Source organism: Thalassotalea sp. PLHSN55 (assembly GCF_052030545.1).
GTDB lineage: Bacteria > Pseudomonadota > Gammaproteobacteria > Enterobacterales > Alteromonadaceae > CANMXU01.
On record NZ_JBPDIH010000001.1, the window covers coordinates 214653 to 232682 of the forward strand.

General features: G+C 39.1%; 15 protein-coding genes and 4 tRNA genes. 13 read left to right on the forward strand and 6 right to left on the reverse strand.

Annotation, left to right across the window (positions count from 1 at the left end):
- Positions 1 to 165: 165 nt before the first annotated feature.
- From ACRRSQ_RS01085 to purF, 7 genes are all read left to right on the forward strand, one after another.
- A complete protein-coding gene (locus tag ACRRSQ_RS01085) occupies positions 166 to 3567 on the forward strand; it encodes a FimV/HubP family polar landmark protein (protein ID WP_440873838.1) in 3402 nt (1133 codons plus the stop codon).
- Between the two features lie 137 nt (positions 3568 to 3704).
- A complete protein-coding gene (gene truA / locus ACRRSQ_RS01090) occupies positions 3705 to 4484 on the forward strand; it encodes a tRNA pseudouridine(38-40) synthase TruA (RefSeq protein WP_440873839.1) in 780 nt (259 codons plus the stop codon).
- A 153-nt stretch (positions 4485 to 4637) separates the two neighbouring features.
- Entirely contained in the window at positions 4638 to 5504 is an 867-nt protein-coding gene (accD, locus tag ACRRSQ_RS01095; protein WP_440873840.1) for an acetyl-CoA carboxylase, carboxyltransferase subunit beta, read from the forward strand.
- A gap of 31 nt (positions 5505 to 5535) precedes the next feature.
- Complete coding sequence (folC, locus tag ACRRSQ_RS01100; protein ID WP_440873841.1) at positions 5536 to 6798, forward strand: bifunctional tetrahydrofolate synthase/dihydrofolate synthase; 1263 nt, start codon at positions 5536 to 5538, stop codon at positions 6796 to 6798.
- Positions 6799 to 6855: 57 nt separating this feature from the next.
- A complete protein-coding gene (locus tag ACRRSQ_RS01105; RefSeq protein ID WP_440873842.1) occupies positions 6856 to 7524 on the forward strand; it encodes an SPOR domain-containing protein in 669 nt (222 codons plus the stop codon).
- A gap of 89 nt (positions 7525 to 7613) precedes the next feature.
- Positions 7614 to 8096, forward strand: coding sequence for a CvpA family protein (locus ACRRSQ_RS01110; protein ID WP_440873843.1), 483 nt, complete (start codon positions 7614 to 7616; stop codon positions 8094 to 8096).
- 26 nt (positions 8097 to 8122) lie between these two features.
- Positions 8123 to 9640, forward strand: a complete 1518-nt coding sequence (purF, locus tag ACRRSQ_RS01115; RefSeq protein WP_440873844.1) for an amidophosphoribosyltransferase — start codon at positions 8123 to 8125, stop codon at positions 9638 to 9640.
- A 72-nt stretch (positions 9641 to 9712) separates the two neighbouring features.
- Here the strand turns inward: purF and ACRRSQ_RS01120 are convergent, their stop codons facing one another.
- Together ACRRSQ_RS01120 and ACRRSQ_RS01125 are read right to left on the reverse strand one after the other, a co-directional pair.
- Positions 9713 to 10312, reverse strand: a complete 600-nt coding sequence (locus tag ACRRSQ_RS01120; protein WP_440873845.1) for a Yip1 family protein — start codon at positions 10310 to 10312, stop codon at positions 9713 to 9715.
- A gap of 260 nt (positions 10313 to 10572) precedes the next feature.
- Entirely contained in the window at positions 10573 to 10854 is a 282-nt protein-coding gene (locus ACRRSQ_RS01125) for a hypothetical protein (protein WP_440873846.1), read from the reverse strand.
- Between the two features lie 232 nt (positions 10855 to 11086).
- On the opposite strand from ACRRSQ_RS01125, the gene miaE reads away from it, so the two are divergent.
- Positions 11087 to 11851, forward strand: a complete 765-nt coding sequence (gene miaE, locus ACRRSQ_RS01130) for a tRNA isopentenyl-2-thiomethyl-A-37 hydroxylase MiaE (RefSeq protein ID WP_440873847.1) — start codon at positions 11087 to 11089, stop codon at positions 11849 to 11851.
- 54 nt (positions 11852 to 11905) lie between these two features.
- Here miaE and ACRRSQ_RS01135 read toward each other — a convergent pair whose 3' ends face one another.
- From ACRRSQ_RS01135 to ACRRSQ_RS01145, 3 genes are all read right to left on the reverse strand, one after another.
- Positions 11906 to 12922, reverse strand: coding sequence for a diguanylate cyclase (locus ACRRSQ_RS01135; protein WP_440873848.1), 1017 nt, complete (start codon positions 12920 to 12922; stop codon positions 11906 to 11908).
- Positions 12923 to 13329: 407 nt separating this feature from the next.
- Positions 13330 to 14082 carry a UDP-2,3-diacylglucosamine diphosphatase gene (lpxH, locus tag ACRRSQ_RS01140; RefSeq protein ID WP_440873849.1) on the reverse strand — a complete coding sequence of 251 codons (753 nt, stop codon included), beginning with the start codon at positions 14080 to 14082 and terminating at the stop codon, positions 13330 to 13332.
- 6 nt (positions 14083 to 14088) lie between these two features.
- A complete protein-coding gene (locus tag ACRRSQ_RS01145; RefSeq protein ID WP_440873850.1) occupies positions 14089 to 14580 on the reverse strand; it encodes a peptidylprolyl isomerase in 492 nt (163 codons plus the stop codon).
- A 195-nt stretch (positions 14581 to 14775) separates the two neighbouring features.
- On the opposite strand from ACRRSQ_RS01145, the gene cysS reads away from it, so the two are divergent.
- Positions 14776 to 16161 carry a cysteine--tRNA ligase gene (cysS, locus tag ACRRSQ_RS01150; RefSeq protein WP_440873851.1) on the forward strand — a complete coding sequence of 462 codons (1386 nt, stop codon included), beginning with the start codon at positions 14776 to 14778 and terminating at the stop codon, positions 16159 to 16161.
- 159 nt (positions 16162 to 16320) lie between these two features.
- On the opposite strand, the gene folD is transcribed toward cysS, so the two are convergent.
- On the reverse strand, positions 16321 to 17178 hold the full coding sequence (folD, locus tag ACRRSQ_RS01155) for a bifunctional methylenetetrahydrofolate dehydrogenase/methenyltetrahydrofolate cyclohydrolase FolD (RefSeq protein ID WP_440873852.1): 858 nt from the start codon (positions 17176 to 17178) through the stop codon (positions 16321 to 16323).
- Positions 17179 to 17474: 296 nt separating this feature from the next.
- On the opposite strand from folD, the gene ACRRSQ_RS01160 reads away from it, so the two are divergent.
- From ACRRSQ_RS01160 to ACRRSQ_RS01175, 4 genes are all read left to right on the forward strand, one after another.
- Positions 17475 to 17551, forward strand: a tRNA-Pro gene (locus tag ACRRSQ_RS01160).
- A gap of 80 nt (positions 17552 to 17631) precedes the next feature.
- Positions 17632 to 17708, forward strand: a tRNA-Arg gene (locus ACRRSQ_RS01165).
- Positions 17709 to 17729: 21 nt separating this feature from the next.
- Positions 17730 to 17805, forward strand: a tRNA-His gene (locus ACRRSQ_RS01170).
- 46 nt (positions 17806 to 17851) lie between these two features.
- Positions 17852 to 17928 (forward strand) — tRNA-Pro (locus tag ACRRSQ_RS01175).
- Positions 17929 to 18030: the final 102 nt, after the last annotated feature.

Genomic DNA, 18030 nt, shown 5'->3' on the forward strand with positions numbered 1-18030 from the left:
TTTTATCTAGAAACACTAAAATCGTATCCACAGCAGCATTGAATAATGCTATGTTAACAATTAATCAAAGCTTAAACTTAACTGGTATAGAGTTTGCTTTAGATTTTTTGGTCGCGGAAATGTCAAGCAATTGACGTATAGAGAATAATAATTAGGATAGCTTAAATGCAAAGATACATACGCCTGTGCCTGTGGCAGGTTATTTTCATCAGCATTGCTTCTTTTCATTTGCCAGTATTAAGTGCAGAAGAAGAGGGGATTCGTATTCGAGGACCTAAGTCGAGCGATGTCTTTCCGTACCAACAATATGGCCCGATCACATCAAGCGATACATTGTGGAAAATTGCGCTAACGGTTCGCCCTGAACCAAGTTTAACTGTGTACCAAGTTATGCAGGCGCTGTATGAAGCCAATCCGCAAGCATTTAAAGAGCAAAATTTTAACCATTTGGTTGAAGGTCAATATTTAAAGATTCCAGAAATTGAACAGTTTCGAAAAATTAGCCCGCAAGCGTCTCGACAAAAATCTCGTCAAGATGACTCCTCGTGGCAGAAAAAAGTTAAAAAAGAAGTCGCCAAGGTTGAACCACCAAAGCCGCAAGAGCAAGTGGTTAAAAAGAAAGACTTAGACGCTGCTAAAACCGAAATTAACGACCAATTACAAACGTTTGATACAACGCAACAAGAGCGTCTAAAAACCATTCAAAATGACGTGTTAGACTCGATCGATGGTTTACAAGCGATATTAAAAGAGAACGAGCAGCTTAGACAACGCCTATCAAACTTTAACGACAAACTTGGCTCAATGCAGCAAGAAGTCGCTAAGGGCAAAGAAATTAAATTGCAAATGGACGATATGATCGCGCTTCAACAAGAGCTATTAGCGAAAGCAGAAGCTCGTGAGCAGCAATTATTATTGGAAAAACAGCAAGCTGAATTAGACAAGCAAGACATCATGTCGCAACCTTGGTTTTTGGTACTGCTCTTTACCATTCCTGGTATCTTACTTGTAGTCATTGTCGCTTTGCTATTAAAACGTCGTAATTCAAAAGACGATGATGATGAATTGGATTTTGAACCTAAAAAACAAGCCGCTAAAAAAGAAGAGAGCAAAGAAAAATCATTAGATGAAGAGTTATCGTTAGATGAAGAGCTTAATTTAGACGAAGAGTTATCGCTTGATGATGAATTGTCATTAGACGATGAACTTTCACTTGATGATGAATTAGCGTTAGACGAGCCAGAAGAAAACAAAGACGATGATTTATTTTCTGATGATTTAGATGATCTTGAAGGTTTAGATGAAGATGCCGTCTTTGATGACTCAAGTGAAGATGTTATTCATCTAGACGATGATGTTGACGAACTTGATGATTTAGACGATCTCGATGATATTTCAATCGATGAAGAAGAAGCGGTTGAGCTCTTAGAAGGTGGCGAATTAGACCAAGGTGATTTGGACTCACTACTTTCAGACTTGGTTGATGATAACGATGATGAACCAGAGCTAGATGATGATGTGCTAGCCGGCGGTGTTCTAGAGCAAAACTTACTTGATGACTTGCTCGAGGAATCAGCTGACGATGATGATACACCTGAATTTGACAATGAGATAGAAAGCATTATTGCCGACGAGTCATCAGAAGTTACCGACCCAGACGATATTGATGCCTTAATGGACTCAATGGCGGCAGCACCTGCTGCACCTGAGCCCGAAGAGTCTGCAGAATTAACTGATCCTGATGATATTGATGCATTATTAGATTCGGTGGATGCTCCTGCGCAATCAAGCAGTGACGATAGCCAAACAGAGCTTTCAGATCCAGACGACATTGACGCTTTGATGGACTCAATGGCGGCAGCGCCAACAACACCAGAGGCAGAAGAACCGGCTGAATTAACCGACCCTGATGATATTGATGCATTATTAGATTCGATGGATGCTCCTGCGCAATCAAGCAGTGACGATAGCCAAACAGAGCTTTCTGACCCAGATGATATTGATGCTTTGATGGATTCAATGGCGGCAGCACCTGCAACGCCAGAGGCAGAAGAATCTGCAGAGTTAACCGATCCTGATGATATTGATGCGTTATTAGATTCGATGGATGCTCCTGCACAATCAAGCAGTGACGATAGCCAAACAGAGCTTTCTGACCCAGACGATATTGATGCTTTGATGGATTCGATGGCGGCAGCACCTGCAACGCCAGCGCCTGAAGAATCGGCTGAATTAACCGACCCTGATGATATTGATGCATTAATGGATTCGATGGCGGCAGCACCTGCTGCACCAGCGCCTGAAGAACCGGCTGAATTAACCGACCCTGATGATATCGACGCCTTACTCGATAGCATGGATGTTCAGACAGAAACAAGTGCAGACGATACTAATATTAGCGATGATAACCAAACTGAGTTATCTGATCCTGACGATATTGATGCCTTACTCGATAGCATGGGGACTAGCCCTGTCATATCAACTGCGGCAGCAGAAGCGTTAGTTGATGATAAACAAGCTGAACCACCTGCTGATGCAGTACCAGAATCAAAAACCAAAGAAAGCGAGTCGCCAAATAAAGCGCTGATTGATGATTTAAGTGAAGAATATGTAGCGCCATTTTTGGCAATGGACTTTAGTGACATAAAAGCCAATACAATGGAAAGTGGCGATGAGCAAGATATTGTTGAAGAGAATTTAACTGACTCAATTGCTGACGATGAACTTACGGATGAGCTGAGTGATGACTTAGACATTGATGCTCTTATTGATGAAGTGAACCATCAAAGTGACGAGCAGCTTTTAGACTCATTGGATATCGGTGATGACATAGAAGAGTCACCTAGCAATGAATTAAGTCAAGATGAGTTATTAGAAGCCTTAGATGATGAATTCGACGAAGATACTTTAAATCAATTGCTCAATGATGAAAAAGATATCGATCCTGAAGAGTTAGAATTATCGCCTGACTTTACTGATAGTAGCGTATTAGCTGACTTATTAGCTGACGATGATGAGCAAACGTTAGTTGACCCCATTGACGAACAAGCCAGTGCAGAAATAGATGATATTGAAGAATTAGATAATGTCGACTTTGACGAACTGCTGGCAAATATTGAAGACAATAACCAAAACGATGAGACTGAAGATCTTAACGAGGCAAATGAGTTTATTGAAGATCTCGATATTGGTGATGATTTAGACATTGGCGATGAAATTTCTTCATTTGACGAGCATACTGACGACGAAGCGTTACCGTCAAACCCAGATGAATTTGTATCCGTTGATGATTTAATCTCTGATAGCTTAGATGAAACCGAACAAACTGAACCTTATAACAAAAGCAGCATCGATGTCGGATTAGATGAGTTCCCTGAATTTGCAGGTGATGCGGTAGATGCTGATGAAGACGAACAAGCGCTAGCCGAAAAGTTAGATTTGGCAAAAGTTTATTTAGAAATTGGCGACGGTGAAAACGCAGAAATTATATTAAAAGAAGTGCTTGAAAATGGCGATGACGATCAAAAGGTACAAGCACAAAAACTGTTAGACGACATTTTTAAATAAACTAGCATCAACACGCTTAAAAACACGTTTGCAATTTTAGTGGCATTTTTTGTTAAAAATTTTCAAGTTATGTGCTCAATAATAGCATCGAGACTTAAAATAGTTGATAATGCGCCGCCTGAAATGTGGAGGTGTGCATGCGTTATGCGTTAGGTATTGAATATGATGGTGAAAAGTATTTTGGCTGGCAACGTCAAAATAATGTAATTAGCGTTCAAGAAGTATTGGAAAAAGCGTTATCAAAAATAGCGGATGAACCTATTGCGGTATTTTGTGCCGGTAGAACGGATACAGGCGTTAACGCCACTAATCAAGTGGTGCATTTCGATACTGATAAAGTGCGAAAAGATGTTGCCTGGACACTTGGGGTAAATACCAACTTACCTAGCGACGTCGCCGTAACTTGGGTAAAACAAGTGGACGAAGACTTTCACGCACGCTTTAGCGCAACTGCTCGTAATTACCGTTATATTATCTATAACAATCCATTGCGTACCGCGATTTTAAACAAAGGTTTAAGCTTTTGTCATTATCCGTTAGATGAAAAGTTAATGCACCAAGCGGCTCAGCACTTGGTTGGTAAGCATGATTTTACGTCTTTTCGAACCGTACACTGTCAATCTCATTCCCCAGTGCGAACCATTCATCATTGTAATGTAACTCGCTATGGCGATTATCTGGTAATCGATATTAAAGCCAATGCGTTTTTACATCATATGGTCAGAAATATTGCTGGCAGCTTGATGAGAGTAGGGCAAGAAATAGAAAGCATTGATTGGATAAAAGAAGTGCTAGAAGCCAAAAATCGATGTATGGCCGGCATGACGGCAGCAGGCGGTGGTTTGTATTTTGTTGACGTTGACTACCCTGAACATTTCGACATTCCTAAAAGGAATCTAGGTCCTTTATTTCTATAAATAAATTGTTTATTACAAAACAGACCAGTTTTTACTGTGAAATATAGGTGAAACTGTGGTTTAATTCGCGGTTATATAAATCTATTTGACCTTGGTGAACGTTTTTTCATCAAATAGTCACCCATTATTCGTTACAAAGGCAAAAGTACTCTTATGAGCTGGATAGAAAAAATTCTCCCAAAAGCTAAGTCAACCCAGAAACGCAATATTCCTGAAGGTGTCTGGAGCAAATGTACTGCGTGTAATGCAGTACTTTATAAAGTTGAACTTGACCGTCAAATGTCGGTTTGTCCTAAATGTGATCACCACATGCGCATTACCGCACGTAAGCGTATTGAAGGCTTTCTTGATGTAAATAACCGTCAAGAACTTGGTGAAGAATTTGAAGCACAAGATGTATTAAAGTTTAAAGACTCTAAACGCTATAAAGATAGAATTTCAGCGGCACAAAAAAATACCGGTGAAAAAGACGCGCTAGTGGTAATGAAAGGCGAACTTTACGGTATGCCTATTGTTGCAGCAGCGTTTGAATTTTCATTCTTAGGTGGTTCAATGGCCTCTGTTGTTGGTGCACGTTTTGTGAAAGGTGTTGAATACTGTTTAGAGCACAACCTTCCATTTGTTTGTTTTTCAGCAAGTGGCGGCGCACGTATGCAAGAAGCATTATTTTCATTGATGCAAATGGCAAAAACCAGTGCTGCATTAGCTAAAATGAGCGAAAAAGGCCTGCCTTATGTGTCAGTATTAACCGACCCAACGATGGGCGGTGTTTCGGCAAGTTTAGCCATGCTTGGTGATATTAACGTAGCTGAGCCAAAAGCACTTATCGGTTTTGCTGGCCCTCGTGTTATTGAGCAAACAGTACGTGAAAAACTTCCTGAAGGTTTCCAACGTAGTGAATTCTTAAAAGAAAAAGGCGCAATCGATATGATTATTGATCGCCGTGAAATGCGTGACACCTTAGCAAGAATGTTAGCTAAATTTACAGCGCAGCCTAGTGTTACCGCTTCTGAAGATTAATCAGTTAAGTTAAGTTAAGTTAAGCTCTTCCATGACTTCAACATTTTCAAGCCACTCTCAGGGAAAAAGCCTGCCAGAGTGGCTTTCTTATTTAGAATCTATTCATAGCATCGAAATCGATTTAGGCCTTGAGCGCATAAAGTTAGTTGCGCAAAAACTTAATATCGATTTTTCATTTGCAAAAGTTATTACCGTTGCCGGCACTAATGGCAAGGGCACTACCTGTGCGTTTTTAGAAAACGCATTACTTAAAGAAAATGCAAACGTTGCGGTCTATTCATCACCTCATATTGAGCACTTTAACGAGCGCTTAAGAGTGAATAAAATTGATGTTGATGACCAAAGTTTTATCAACGCGTTTGAGCAAATAGAAGCTGCACGTGCTGATATTTCGTTAACCTATTATGAATTTACCACGCTAGCTGCTTTTCTTGTTTTGATGGCACAAAAGCCAGATTACATTATTTTAGAAGTAGGCTTAGGCGGGCGCTTAGATGCGACTAATATGATAGATGCAGATATTGCGGTACTGACAAGTATCGATCTTGATCATCAAGCTTTCTTAGGTGATACCCGAGACGCTATCGGCTATGAAAAAGCCGGTATTATGCGTGGTGGAAAATTGGCCATTGTTGGTGATGACGATATACCTAATTCAGTATTAGCTCATGGAAAAGAAATTGGCGCGGATGTAAAAGTTAGAGAGCAAGACTTTTTCCTTATCAGTGAAAAATCAAGGTGGCAGTGGCGTTATCAAGATTGTCATTTTAAAGAGTTATTGCCGACTAATATACCACAAGCTAATGTTGCCACCGCGCTTACGGTGTTGTTTGAACTTAAAATTGCTTTAGATGAACCAAAGGTCAATCAACTTATACAGGCAACTTCTGTCGCTGGGCGCACCGAATTATTTACTCAGCCTTGTCATATCTTGCTTGATGTTGGTCATAATCCACATGCTGCCCGATATTTAGCGGTTAATCTTAAGCAAAGAGGTTATCAAAAAATATCAGCAGTTGTTGGCATGTTATCTGACAAAGATATTGCTAATACGCTGGCACCATTAACCGATGTAGTTGATCATTGGTACTTAGCAAGCTTATCTGTTCCTCGCGGGGCGCAAGCTTGCACCTTAGCTAATAAACTCGCCGTTGACGAGACTAAGCTAGCTTGTTTTGACAGTGTTAGCGCAGCTTTTGAGCAGGCCTGTGAACAAACTCAAGAACAAGAACTGGTATTAGTTTTTGGCTCGTTTTTCACCGTTGCGGAAATCAGACGTTTATTGTTACCATAGCCAAGCTAAAGCCAATATTTATTAATGGCTTATAATTGACTATTTTTGGAGTTTCTTTTGTCTACCCCTTTTTACAATCGTCTTGTTGGTACGGTAATTGTTGCCGCTGTTGCTATTATATTTTTGCCAGATATTCTCGATGGTGAGAAAAAAACATATCAATCAGAATTTGAAAGTATTCCGCAAGCGCCGGCTGTTGAAACGGGCACTAACAATAAAACGTTTCCTCAAGAAAAACTCAACTCTCTAGCCAAACAAGAGAGTGTGGTTGATGAAGTCGCGCTTGACGTAGATAACACTTCCTCTAATAACAATACTGAAGATGACACTCAATCTAGGGTAAATAACAACTCAGATAAAGTGAAAGTGAGCGCTGTATCTAAACCTGAAGTGTTTGACGATAGTAAAACTAAAAGTAAACAAGAAAGCGCGTCATCAAATAGTACCGCTAAAAAAACCTTGCCTGAAAAAGCGGTATCTAGCCAAGCTTGGGTTATTCAACTTGGAAGTTTTAAACATAAAAAGAATGTTGAAACTTTAGTCAACAAATTAAAAAGCAACGGTTATACAGCGTTTACCAAGCCCATTAAAACCAAAAATGGCACCTTAACTAAGGTATTTGTAGGTCCTGAGTTAATCAAATCCTCATTAGAGAAGAAGATACCCAAACTGAAAGCGTTAACTAATGTTGACGGTAAAGTGGCACGATTTTACCCAACAAAGTAACAAACAAATAATAGAAAGCGTTGCTAAGTTGCTAGCGAAAACCGCATCTGATAGAATGCGCGCCTCTAATCAATGAGAAAATTCAATTTATGGTTTGGATAGATTATGCCATTTTGGCAGTCATTGGCATATCAACATTAATTAGTTTGATCCGTGGCTTTGTAAAAGAAGCAGTATCGTTAATTATATGGATCAGCGCATTTTTTGTTGCCAGTACATTTTATGTAAACCTAGCCAGCTTTCTTACTAATATTTCAGATCAACTGCTGCGTAATGCTGCGGCAATTACTATTCTTTTTGTAACCACATTAATTTTGGGTGCGCTTGTTAACTATATTATTGGCCAATTGGTTAGTAAAACAGGCCTGTCTGGAACTGATCGTGTGCTAGGCTTAGCCTTTGGTGCATTAAGAGGTGTATTGGTGATCAGCGCGTTGCTGTTTTTTATGGATGCTTTTACTCCCGCGGCTCAAAGCTCTTGGTGGCAAGCATCGCAGTTAATACCTGAATTTACAGTAGTGGTAGAGTGGTTTTTTGAATACCTCAAAGAGTCATCGAGTTTTCTTACTTAATTTAATATTCTCCGGAGAATAATTGCATGTGTGGTATTGTTGGCATTGTTGGTAACTCGCCTGTTAGCCAGTATTTATATGATGGTTTGACTGTGCTTCAACATAGAGGGCAGGACGCTGCAGGTATTGTTACGATTAGTGATAATACTTTTAGAATGCGTAAAGCAAATGGGCTTGTGAAAGATGTTTTTCACACGCGTCACATGCTGCGTTTACAGGGTAACATTGGTATTGGCCATATTCGCTACCCAACAGCAGGTAGTTCAAGCTCTTCAGAAGCTCAACCTTTTTATGCAAACTCTCCTTTTGGTATTTCTTTTGCTCACAATGGTAACTTAACCAATGCTGAAGAGTTAAAAGATTGGTTGTATAAAGAAGCGAGACGTCATGTAAACACAACGTCTGACTCTGAAATATTGATGAATATTTTAGCGCATGAATTGCAAACAACAGATAGCTTAGACCTAACGCCAGACGACATATTTAAAGCGATAAAAAACCTACACAAACGTGTTCGTGGCGCTTATGCGACTGTGGCGTTAATTATTGGTCATGGCATGGTTGCGTTTCGCGATCCAAATGGGATTCGCCCGTTAGTTTTTGGTAAGCGTGAAACGGCAAAAGGTGTTGAGTACATGGTGGCATCAGAATCTGTAGCACTTGATGCTTGTGATTTTGAATTTGTTCGTGATGTGGCCCCAGGTGAAGCAATTTTCTTCACTGAAGATGGTCAATTGCATAGTTATCAATGTGCAGAAAATCCTAAATACAGCCCATGTATTTTTGAATTTGTTTATTTTGCCCGCCCAGATTCAACGATTGATAACATGTCGGTATACGCCTCTCGTGTAGAAATGGGAAATAAATTAGCGGCTAAAATCGCTGCTGATTGGGATGATATCGATATTGATGTTGTTATTCCAATTCCTGAAACTTCATGCGACATTGCGCTGCAAATTGCTAATCATTTAGACATCCCTTACCGCCAAGGCTTTGTCAAAAATCGTTATATTGGTCGCACGTTTATTATGCCAGGCCAAGAGCAACGTAAGAAATCTGTTCGTCAAAAGCTTAATGCCATTAGCGCTGAGTTTGCTGGCAAAAATGTGTTATTAGTTGATGACTCGATTGTGCGCGGTACTACCTCAGAGCAAATTATTGACATGGCTAGAGCGTCTGGTGCTAAGAAAGTTTACTTTGCTTCTGCAGCCCCAGAAATTCGTTTCCCGAATGTATATGGAATTGATATGCCAAGTGCAAATGAGCTAATTGCGCATGGTCGTGAGCTTGACGATATTGCTGACTTAATTGGCGCTGATAAATTAATATTCCAAACCATTGATGATTTAATTGCGGCTGTTCGTACAGGCAACCCAGATATTAAAACGTTTGAAACGTCAGTATTTAATGGTCAATATATTACCAACGATATTGATAATAGTTATTTAGAAAAGTTAGATGCTGCTCGCAATAACGAAACTAAAGAGAGCGGCGATAAAAATGCTGACTCGATTATTGATATGCACAATGAAGGTTCTGAATAAGCAGTAGCTTATGTAACGACATTCAAATAATAAAGGCGCCATTTGGCGCCTTTAGTTTTTTTAGATTACGTATTAAGAAATATACTCAGCACCAAATCCCATACCAAGTAAAATTGCACTTACCGCCATGAGTGACACTAACATGACGAGACCACAAGTGACCACCGAGCTTGAGTAAATAAAGCCTTTTTCTTCTGGAATGTTCATCATAATAGGTACGCCTGAATACAGTAAGTATACAGAGTAAACTAGTGCAGCTAAGCCGGCCATTGCGACAAACCAAAGAACAGGAAATAATGCCGTTATACCAACCATTAATAAAGGTGTTGCAGTATATGTGGCCAATTCAAGTGATTGTGTGAAATCCGGTTGTGAGTCAAACGTTTTTGCCATCCACTGAATGAGAACAGCTAATGCAAAAACACCGCCGACAATGCCGATATACATGGCAGTTGCCATTATCATTGCGCTTGAATTCGTGAGTTTAATTAATTCTCCAGCGCCAATTTGCCAACCGATATGTGCTGCTGAAAAGTAACTACAAACAGCAGGTATCAAAGCCACTATTAATATATGCGTTAAACTGTAAACCAAACTTTCGTGACGTTTTTCGATGGTTTGCCACTCTTCTTTAGGGTGTGCATATAGTCCCCAAATATGATTTAGTATCATAATAATCGTCCTCTCTTGATCCCAAACATAAAATCGCGCTTGTTATTTAAGTTATTATTGTTGATTTACGGCACTATTTTTATATGCCGATAGTTTATTTATGAGAGAAGTTGAAGCTTGCGTCAAGCATTGAGTGACAAAATAGTGTAAAAAATATTCAAATAAATTTAAGTAATTGTAATTATTTCGACTGTTTATTTTGTTAACTATTTGATTTTTATTTTTATTTTGTTGTGTATTTTGCTTTTTAATACAAAATACTAGCAAACCTTAATTCTAATAATATTCATCACTTCCATATCAAACCCTGCCACAGTTTCAACTGTAGGATAATAGGTAATATTGACTCGTTGCCCCGTAAGCGACTTATATTGCTTTTTTCGTTTATATTTAAACGCAACATCAATACCTTCAAGCATGATGGTATTAATTACCCATTCATTATCTTCACGTTGTACATGTGAGGTGACTTTAATATCTTCGGTGTGGGTGAGCTGTTTATGTTTGTCGAGCAATTTATCAACGGGAGCATTTTTTTTCATAAAAATTCTTTTATCAATAGTTGAGCTAATTAGTATCTCAGGCTTTATTGTTTTTAAACAGTTTTTTAAAATGAAAAAAAATAACATTAGCAGTGCTTTTACTAAAACTAAACGGCTAATGCTAAAGTCGCCACAACCTTAATAAGGTTTTGTTGCAAATAATCAACGTACTCATAATATTGCTATGTTAAAATTTATGAAAAGCTAAGTTTACCAAGAAGATAGCGTATTAATGTCCACTCACCAATTATTATCACCCATACTGTCATTTCTTAAGTGCGAAACACCCCAAGCTTGGCTTGATGAAGCATCTAAAACTGATAATTTAGATATCGTATTAATCGATCATTTAATTTGTGAATTAAAAGCCGCCCAATCGGCGATGTTCTTAATACGTAAATATGCAGTTGATAAAGAAAGCGGCGATGCGCTGTTAGCATGGCTTAAGCCTTTTGAAACGCTGATATATAAGCGAGAAGGGGACTGGCGCACCTTGCCTGATAAAAATAAGTTAACTAAGTCAGTTATTCCTAAATCTAACTCGCCTTATGGCCAAGATCTTATCGATAAAATGGTTTTACTTATTAAGGAAGAGCTACATCACTTTTATCAAGTACTTGAAATGATGCATGACTATGACATTGAGTACAGAAGTATTACCCCTTGTCGTTACGCCAAAGGCTTACTGAGACATGTTAAAACCTTTGAACCTGATGCAATGATTGATAAGTTAATTATAGGTGCATATATCGAAGCTCGTTCGTGCGAACGTTTTGCCAAACTTGCACCTCATGTCGATAAGAAGCTCGGTGACTTTTATGTATCCTTGCTGCGTTCTGAAGCGCGTCATTATCAAGATTATTTAACGTTAGCTGAACAAATCGCTGGCAAGGATATTTCTGAAAGGGTTATGTTTTTCGGTGAACGGGAAGCAGAATTAATATTGACCAGCGACAGCGACTTTAAGTTTCATAGTGGAGTGCCAGCACTAGTATAAGCGCTGAAAATAGTTAACTTGGTAAGAATTATCTCAAAACTTACCAAGTATAAATTAAGCCATTATTTTATCGGCAAGAACGCAGCAATTTCGGCCTGAATTTTTTGCGCGATAAAGTGCTTTATCAGAACGCTTAAACAGCGATAGCCAGTCGTTGTCATCTTCTAATTCAGCAACACCAATAGACACTGAAATTGGTGGTAAAGACGTACTTGTTTGTTTTTGAACTAGTTTTAGTTTGCCAACAGCATTGCGGATTTTTTCGGCAAAATAATGGGCTTTATCAATTGATTTATGTGCCATCACCACTAAAAACTCTTCACCACCGTAGCGAACAGCGATATCTTCGCTGTCTATATTATTTTCAATAATCTTGGCGACATGTTGAATAACTTTATCTCCGATAAAGTGCCCGAAGTTGTCGTTAACCTTTTTAAAGTGGTCAATATCAATAATTAAAGAAGAATGAACATCAGTAAGTTTAAGCTCTTTAAGTTTCTGCTCGCAACCTCGACGATTAAACAGCCCAGTAAGTGTATCAATATTTGCTTCTTGTTTTGATTGCTCAAGCTGGTTACGCAAGCTGTTCACTTCATCAGAAGTTTTATTTAATTGATCCGTTAATACTTTGCGTTGCTGTTGTGAGTCGTTAACTGATTTCACCAAAAAATTCACTACGCTATGTAATGATTTATGCTGGCTCATTTTAGCGAGTGCTTTATCAACTTTTTCTAAGTCAAATAATGCTTCTTGCTCGTTTTCAACTTGTGTATTAATGCTGGCAAGGGTCATTTTTAACGTGCTTTCAAAAGGCGCTAAGACATTTTTTTCTAGACTACTGCTGTTTGAAATATATTCGCTAAAAAGTGATTCAAGAAAAAACGCATCAATTTGCGTACTGTCTTTAATGGCTTTATCTAAAGCACTGCTTAGCTCTGAATTTTGTTGTGAATAGTACAAATAAAGTACAGAGAAATTTATCGGAGTTGGGGCAATAGCTCTTTTTTCTAAAAATGACTGAGCTTTAAAAGATAATTGAGTAGCTTGTTGAAAGTTATCATCAGTAACCATCAGGTTCTCCAAACGCATTCTAAGATAAAGATAGATAAACCGATTATTTACCTTGTTCCAAAACTTTGAATACTTAGCTATTATTTTTATTTAAAATGGCTGTATGCGCCTATTTTAACAGCAAAGCGCGATGATAAACAATGTAAATATTATGTTAAAATTGGTTTTTTTAAGCTCTTTTTGATTCAAGTGTAACGAGAGACTTTAATTAACGCGTTTGTATTTAAAACACCTTAGTAAGTTTCTTGAAATTCGACAATTATTTTTAGAAGCTTGTTTGATTTCATCTGATAACGTTATAGGGATGAACGGCAAAATGTAAGGGAGCACAGGCTCCCAATTTTACCATTGAAAATTCATGGAACTTAGTTGATGTTAGTTAGTCAATGTTACTTAGCTGATGTTACTTAGTTTTGTTGAAAAGGTTGAGTTAACAACTCAATGCTATTGGGGCTTACTTTTAGCCAAGCACCTTGCTCGTACCAGTCACCCAATACAATGCGCTCTGCTGCGGCATTATTGGCTTCAATGGCATGGCGGTTCGGACGGTGTGTATGGCCATGAATTAGCAGCTGCGATTGAAATTGTTCTAGGCATAAAATCACTTCGTCGTCAGTAACATCCATAATATCTTGCGATTTCATCGCGGTAGCTGATGCGCTGCGTTTTCGATAATCAGCGGCAATTTTGCGTCGTACAAACAATGGCAAACTTTTGATCATGGCTTGCCACCACCAGCTGCGCGATTTTTTGCGAAATGCTTGGTAAGCCACGTCGCGAGTACAAAGTGTGTCGCCATGCATAATTACCGCTTTTTGCCCGTATAAATCTATTTCTGAAATTTCAGGTAGTAATTCCATGCCAGATTTTTTCGCATAACGCTTACCGAGCAGAAAGTCTCGATTACCATGCACGAAATAAACAGGCGTGCCAGTTGTGCTTAGGGTTTTGATTGCATTTGCAATATCAATCACAAATGTGCTGTCGTCATCATCACCAATCCAGCTTTCAAACAAGTCGCCTAAAATATAAAGCTTGTCGGCATCAGGGGCTTGGTTTTCAAGAAAAGATATAAAACAGGCCGTGATATCCGGCCTGTTTGGTGCTAAATGTAAGTCAGCGATAAAATAGGTCACTGACTTAGAAGCGATATTAGTCATAAAAATTTAAACGACAGTAGCCGACTCAACTAAAATTTCATCTTTTGGTACATCGTCATGGAAGCCCATACGACCAGTATCAACAAGCGCCATTTTGTCAACTATGTCTAAACCTTCAACCACTTCACCAAATACGCAGTAACCCCAACCTTGAGTCGACTCGTTTTGAAAGTCTAAAAAGTTATTATCAACTAAGTTAATGAAAAACTGTGCTGACGCTGAATGAGGGTCTTGAGTACGCGCCATGGCTAACGTACCACGTTTGTTGCTTAAACCATTGTTTGCTTCATTTTTAATGCTAGCACGGGTTTCTTTTTCATCTAAGCCTGGTGCAAAACCACCGCCTTGTACCATAAAACCTTTAATTACACGGTGAAAAACAGTGCCGTTGTAAAAGCCGTCTTCCACGTATTGTTGAAAGTTTTTTGCAGTAACAGGTGCGTTGTCAAAATCTAACTCAATTTTCACATCGCCAAGGGTTGTTTTAAAAAGGATCATGATATTTTCTCGTCATTTTGTCTGTAATCGCTAAATTGTAACTTAACTCCTGCGCTTGTGGTACAAAATAGATGAAACGATAAGTGATTTTTTCTATTCGTCGTAATGACCCATGCGCATTGTTCAGGTACAATTGCAAAAAATTATCCCCACAAGGGGATTTTTCGTCTTAACTATCAGGAAATGAACACTCTTATGTTACAAATTTACAATACCTTAACTCGGAAAAAAGAAGTCTTTAAACCAATTTCTGCGGGCAAAGTAGGTTTGTATGTTTGTGGCTGTACTGTTTACGACTTATGCCATATTGGTCATGCACGTACGTATATTAGTTTTGATAACATTAACCGTTACCTGCGCTTTTCAGGTTATGAGGTTAATTATGTGCGTAACATTACTGATGTTGACGATAAAATTATTAAGCGCGCCATTGAAAACAATGAATTACCTGAGCAATTAACTGAGCGCACTATTGCTGATATGCATCAAGACTTTGATGCTTTAAACATGAAGCGCCCAGATATTGAACCACGTGTAACTACGCATATGGCTGAAATTATTGCGATGATCGAAACCTTAGTGGCTAAAGAGCATGCTTATGTCGCATCAAGCGGTGACGTTTTATTTGATGTTTCAAGTTACGAGCAATATGGCAAATTAAGTGGTCAAAACCTAGAGCAATTGCAATCTGGCTCGCGCGTTGATATTGACGAAAGTAAAAAGAATCCGTTAGATTTTGTTTTATGGAAATCAGCTAAGCCAGAAGAGCCAAGTTGGTCTTCTCCTTGGGGCGAAGGTCGTCCGGGCTGGCATATTGAATGTTCAGCGATGAACGCCAAAGAGCTTGGTCATCATTTTGATATTCATGGCGGTGGCTCAGACTTGCAGTTTCCTCATCATGAAAATGAAGTCGCGCAAAGTTGCTGTGCCCTTGATACGCCGTATGTTAATTACTGGATGCATACCGGTATGGTGCAAATTGACCAAGAAAAAATGTCAAAGTCGCTGAATAATTTTTTCACGATTCGTGAAGTGTTGGCAAAGTATGACGCTGAAACGACGCGCTTTTTCTTAACCTCAGGTCAATATCGTAGCCAGCTTAACTACTCGGTTGATAACTTAGAGCAGGCGAGGGCATCGTTAGAGCGTATTTACACTGCTTTACGTGATATAGACTTACCTGAGGTTATCGAGCTTGATAAACAAAACCCGTACGTGGTTGAGTTTTGTAAAGCGATGGATGATGACTTTAATACGCCATTGGCGTTATCGGTATTTTTCGAAATTGCTAAAGAGCTTAATGTTGCTAAACAAGAAAACCGTGACAACATCATTGAACTTGCGTCAACCTTAAAAGGTTTAGGTGCATTACTAGGATTATTGCAGTTAGATCCTGCAGCCTTTTTACAAGGTGAAGGCAGTGACGACGAAGTCGCCGAAATTGAAGCGTTAATTAAGCAGCGTAACGATGCTCGCGCTAATAAAGACTGGGCAATGGCAGATGACGCGCGTGATAAACTTAAAGCAATGAATATTATTCTTGAAGACAGCGCCGGCAAAACCACGTGGCGTAAAGGTTAATCACACTCGGCTTTTTATTAGCTTGTTTTAATTAAACAGCAAGTTAAATAAACAAGTGATATAAGCAATAAAAAACTAAGAAAAACAAAAGGGGCTAAGTTTTCACTTAGCCCCTTTTTCGTATCTATTACAATATTATCTGAGAATTTGAAAGCTCAGTTATTTTGCGCCAAATTGCTCGCAGGCAATTAAGGTATTTTCAATTAAGCTTGCAACCGTCATTGGGCCAACGCCACCAGGTACCGGAGTAATAAAGCTCGCTTTATCTTTTGCAACATCAAACTCCACATCTCCCACTAATTTACCCGTATCTAAACGGTTAATGCCAACATCGATGACAATTGCGCCAGGCTTAATCCAGTCACCCGGAATAAATGCAGGCTTGCCAACGGCAACGACTATTAAATCTGCTGCACGTACTTTACCTTCTAAGTCTTTAGTAAAGCGATGGGTAGTGGTTATCGTACAACCGGCTAATAAAAGCTCTAACGTCATTGGACGACCAACAATATTTGAAGCGCCAACGACTAATGCGTCTAATCCGTGCGTTTTTACGCCAGTTGATTCAATTAAGGTCATAATGCCTTTAGGTGTACAAGGACGTAAACCCGGCTGACGAAGCGCCAGTTTACCAACATTTGATGGGTGGAAACCGTCAACATCTTTATTCGGGTTGATATGCTCAATCACTAGATTGGCATCTAAACCTTCCGGTAAAGGCAGTTGCACTAAAATACCGTCAATTGAATCATCATGATTTAACTCATGAACAAGCGCTAATAATTCAGCTTCAGAGGTTGATGCTGGTAAATCGTATGAGCGAGAAACAAAACCGACTTCTTCACAAGCTCGGCGTTTACTGCCTACGTATACTTCAGATGCTGGATCTGAACCGACTAAAATGACTGCCAATCCAGGAGCTCTTAACCCTTGTGCTAAGCGTTGCGATACTTTTTCTTTTACAGAAAGGCGAAGTTGTTCGGCAATTTGTTTGCCATCTATTAATGTTGCTGTCATAACCACTTTAAATTGAAGATAAAAAACGCACACATTTTGACATAGATTCACTATAAGGTGTAGATGTATGTGAATATGTTTAACATTAAATCTTTATAAGTAATATTTGAATAAATATCTATTTCTCGATTTGATAACGAATAATAGGTATTTTTTGGAGATATCTGGTGATAATTGAGCAGTTTGCTGTAAAAGTGAGCGAACGAATATTTTTTTTAAAAAAGTGTTTGACGCGCATCAGGCAAGTCGGTAATATCCGCCCCCGTTGAAAGCAAGTAAGCTTTTAGCAAAAATGTCGGTGATTAGCGCAGCTTGGTAGCGCACTTGGTTTGGGTCCAAGGGGTCGCAAGTTCGAATCTTGCATCACCGACCACTTTTAATTTGAGAGTTTACTTATACGGGTTTAACTTGTATGTTTAGACTTGAAAATATAAAGTGTTCTGTAGGTGATGTGCGCCCTTAGCTCAGCTGGATAGAGCAACGCCCTTCTAAGGCGTGGGTCGTAGGTTCGAATCCTACAGGGCGTGCCATGCATTTATATGCAAACTATGGTGGCTATAGCTCAGTTGGTAGAGCCCCGGATTGTGATTCCGGTTGTCGAGGGTTCAAGTCCCTTTAGCCACCCCATCTTTTTTATTTACCAGAATAAAGAAGAACGTTCAAAAAATAGTATCGGTGATTAGCGCAGCTTGGTAGCGCACTTGGTTTGGGTCCAAGGGGTCGCAAGTTCGAATCTTGCATCACCGACCACTTTTTCATATTCTGCTTCAAAACTTCAAAACTTCAAAACTTCAAAACTTCAAAACTTCAAAACTTCAAAACTTCAAAACTTCAAAACTTCAAAACTTCAAA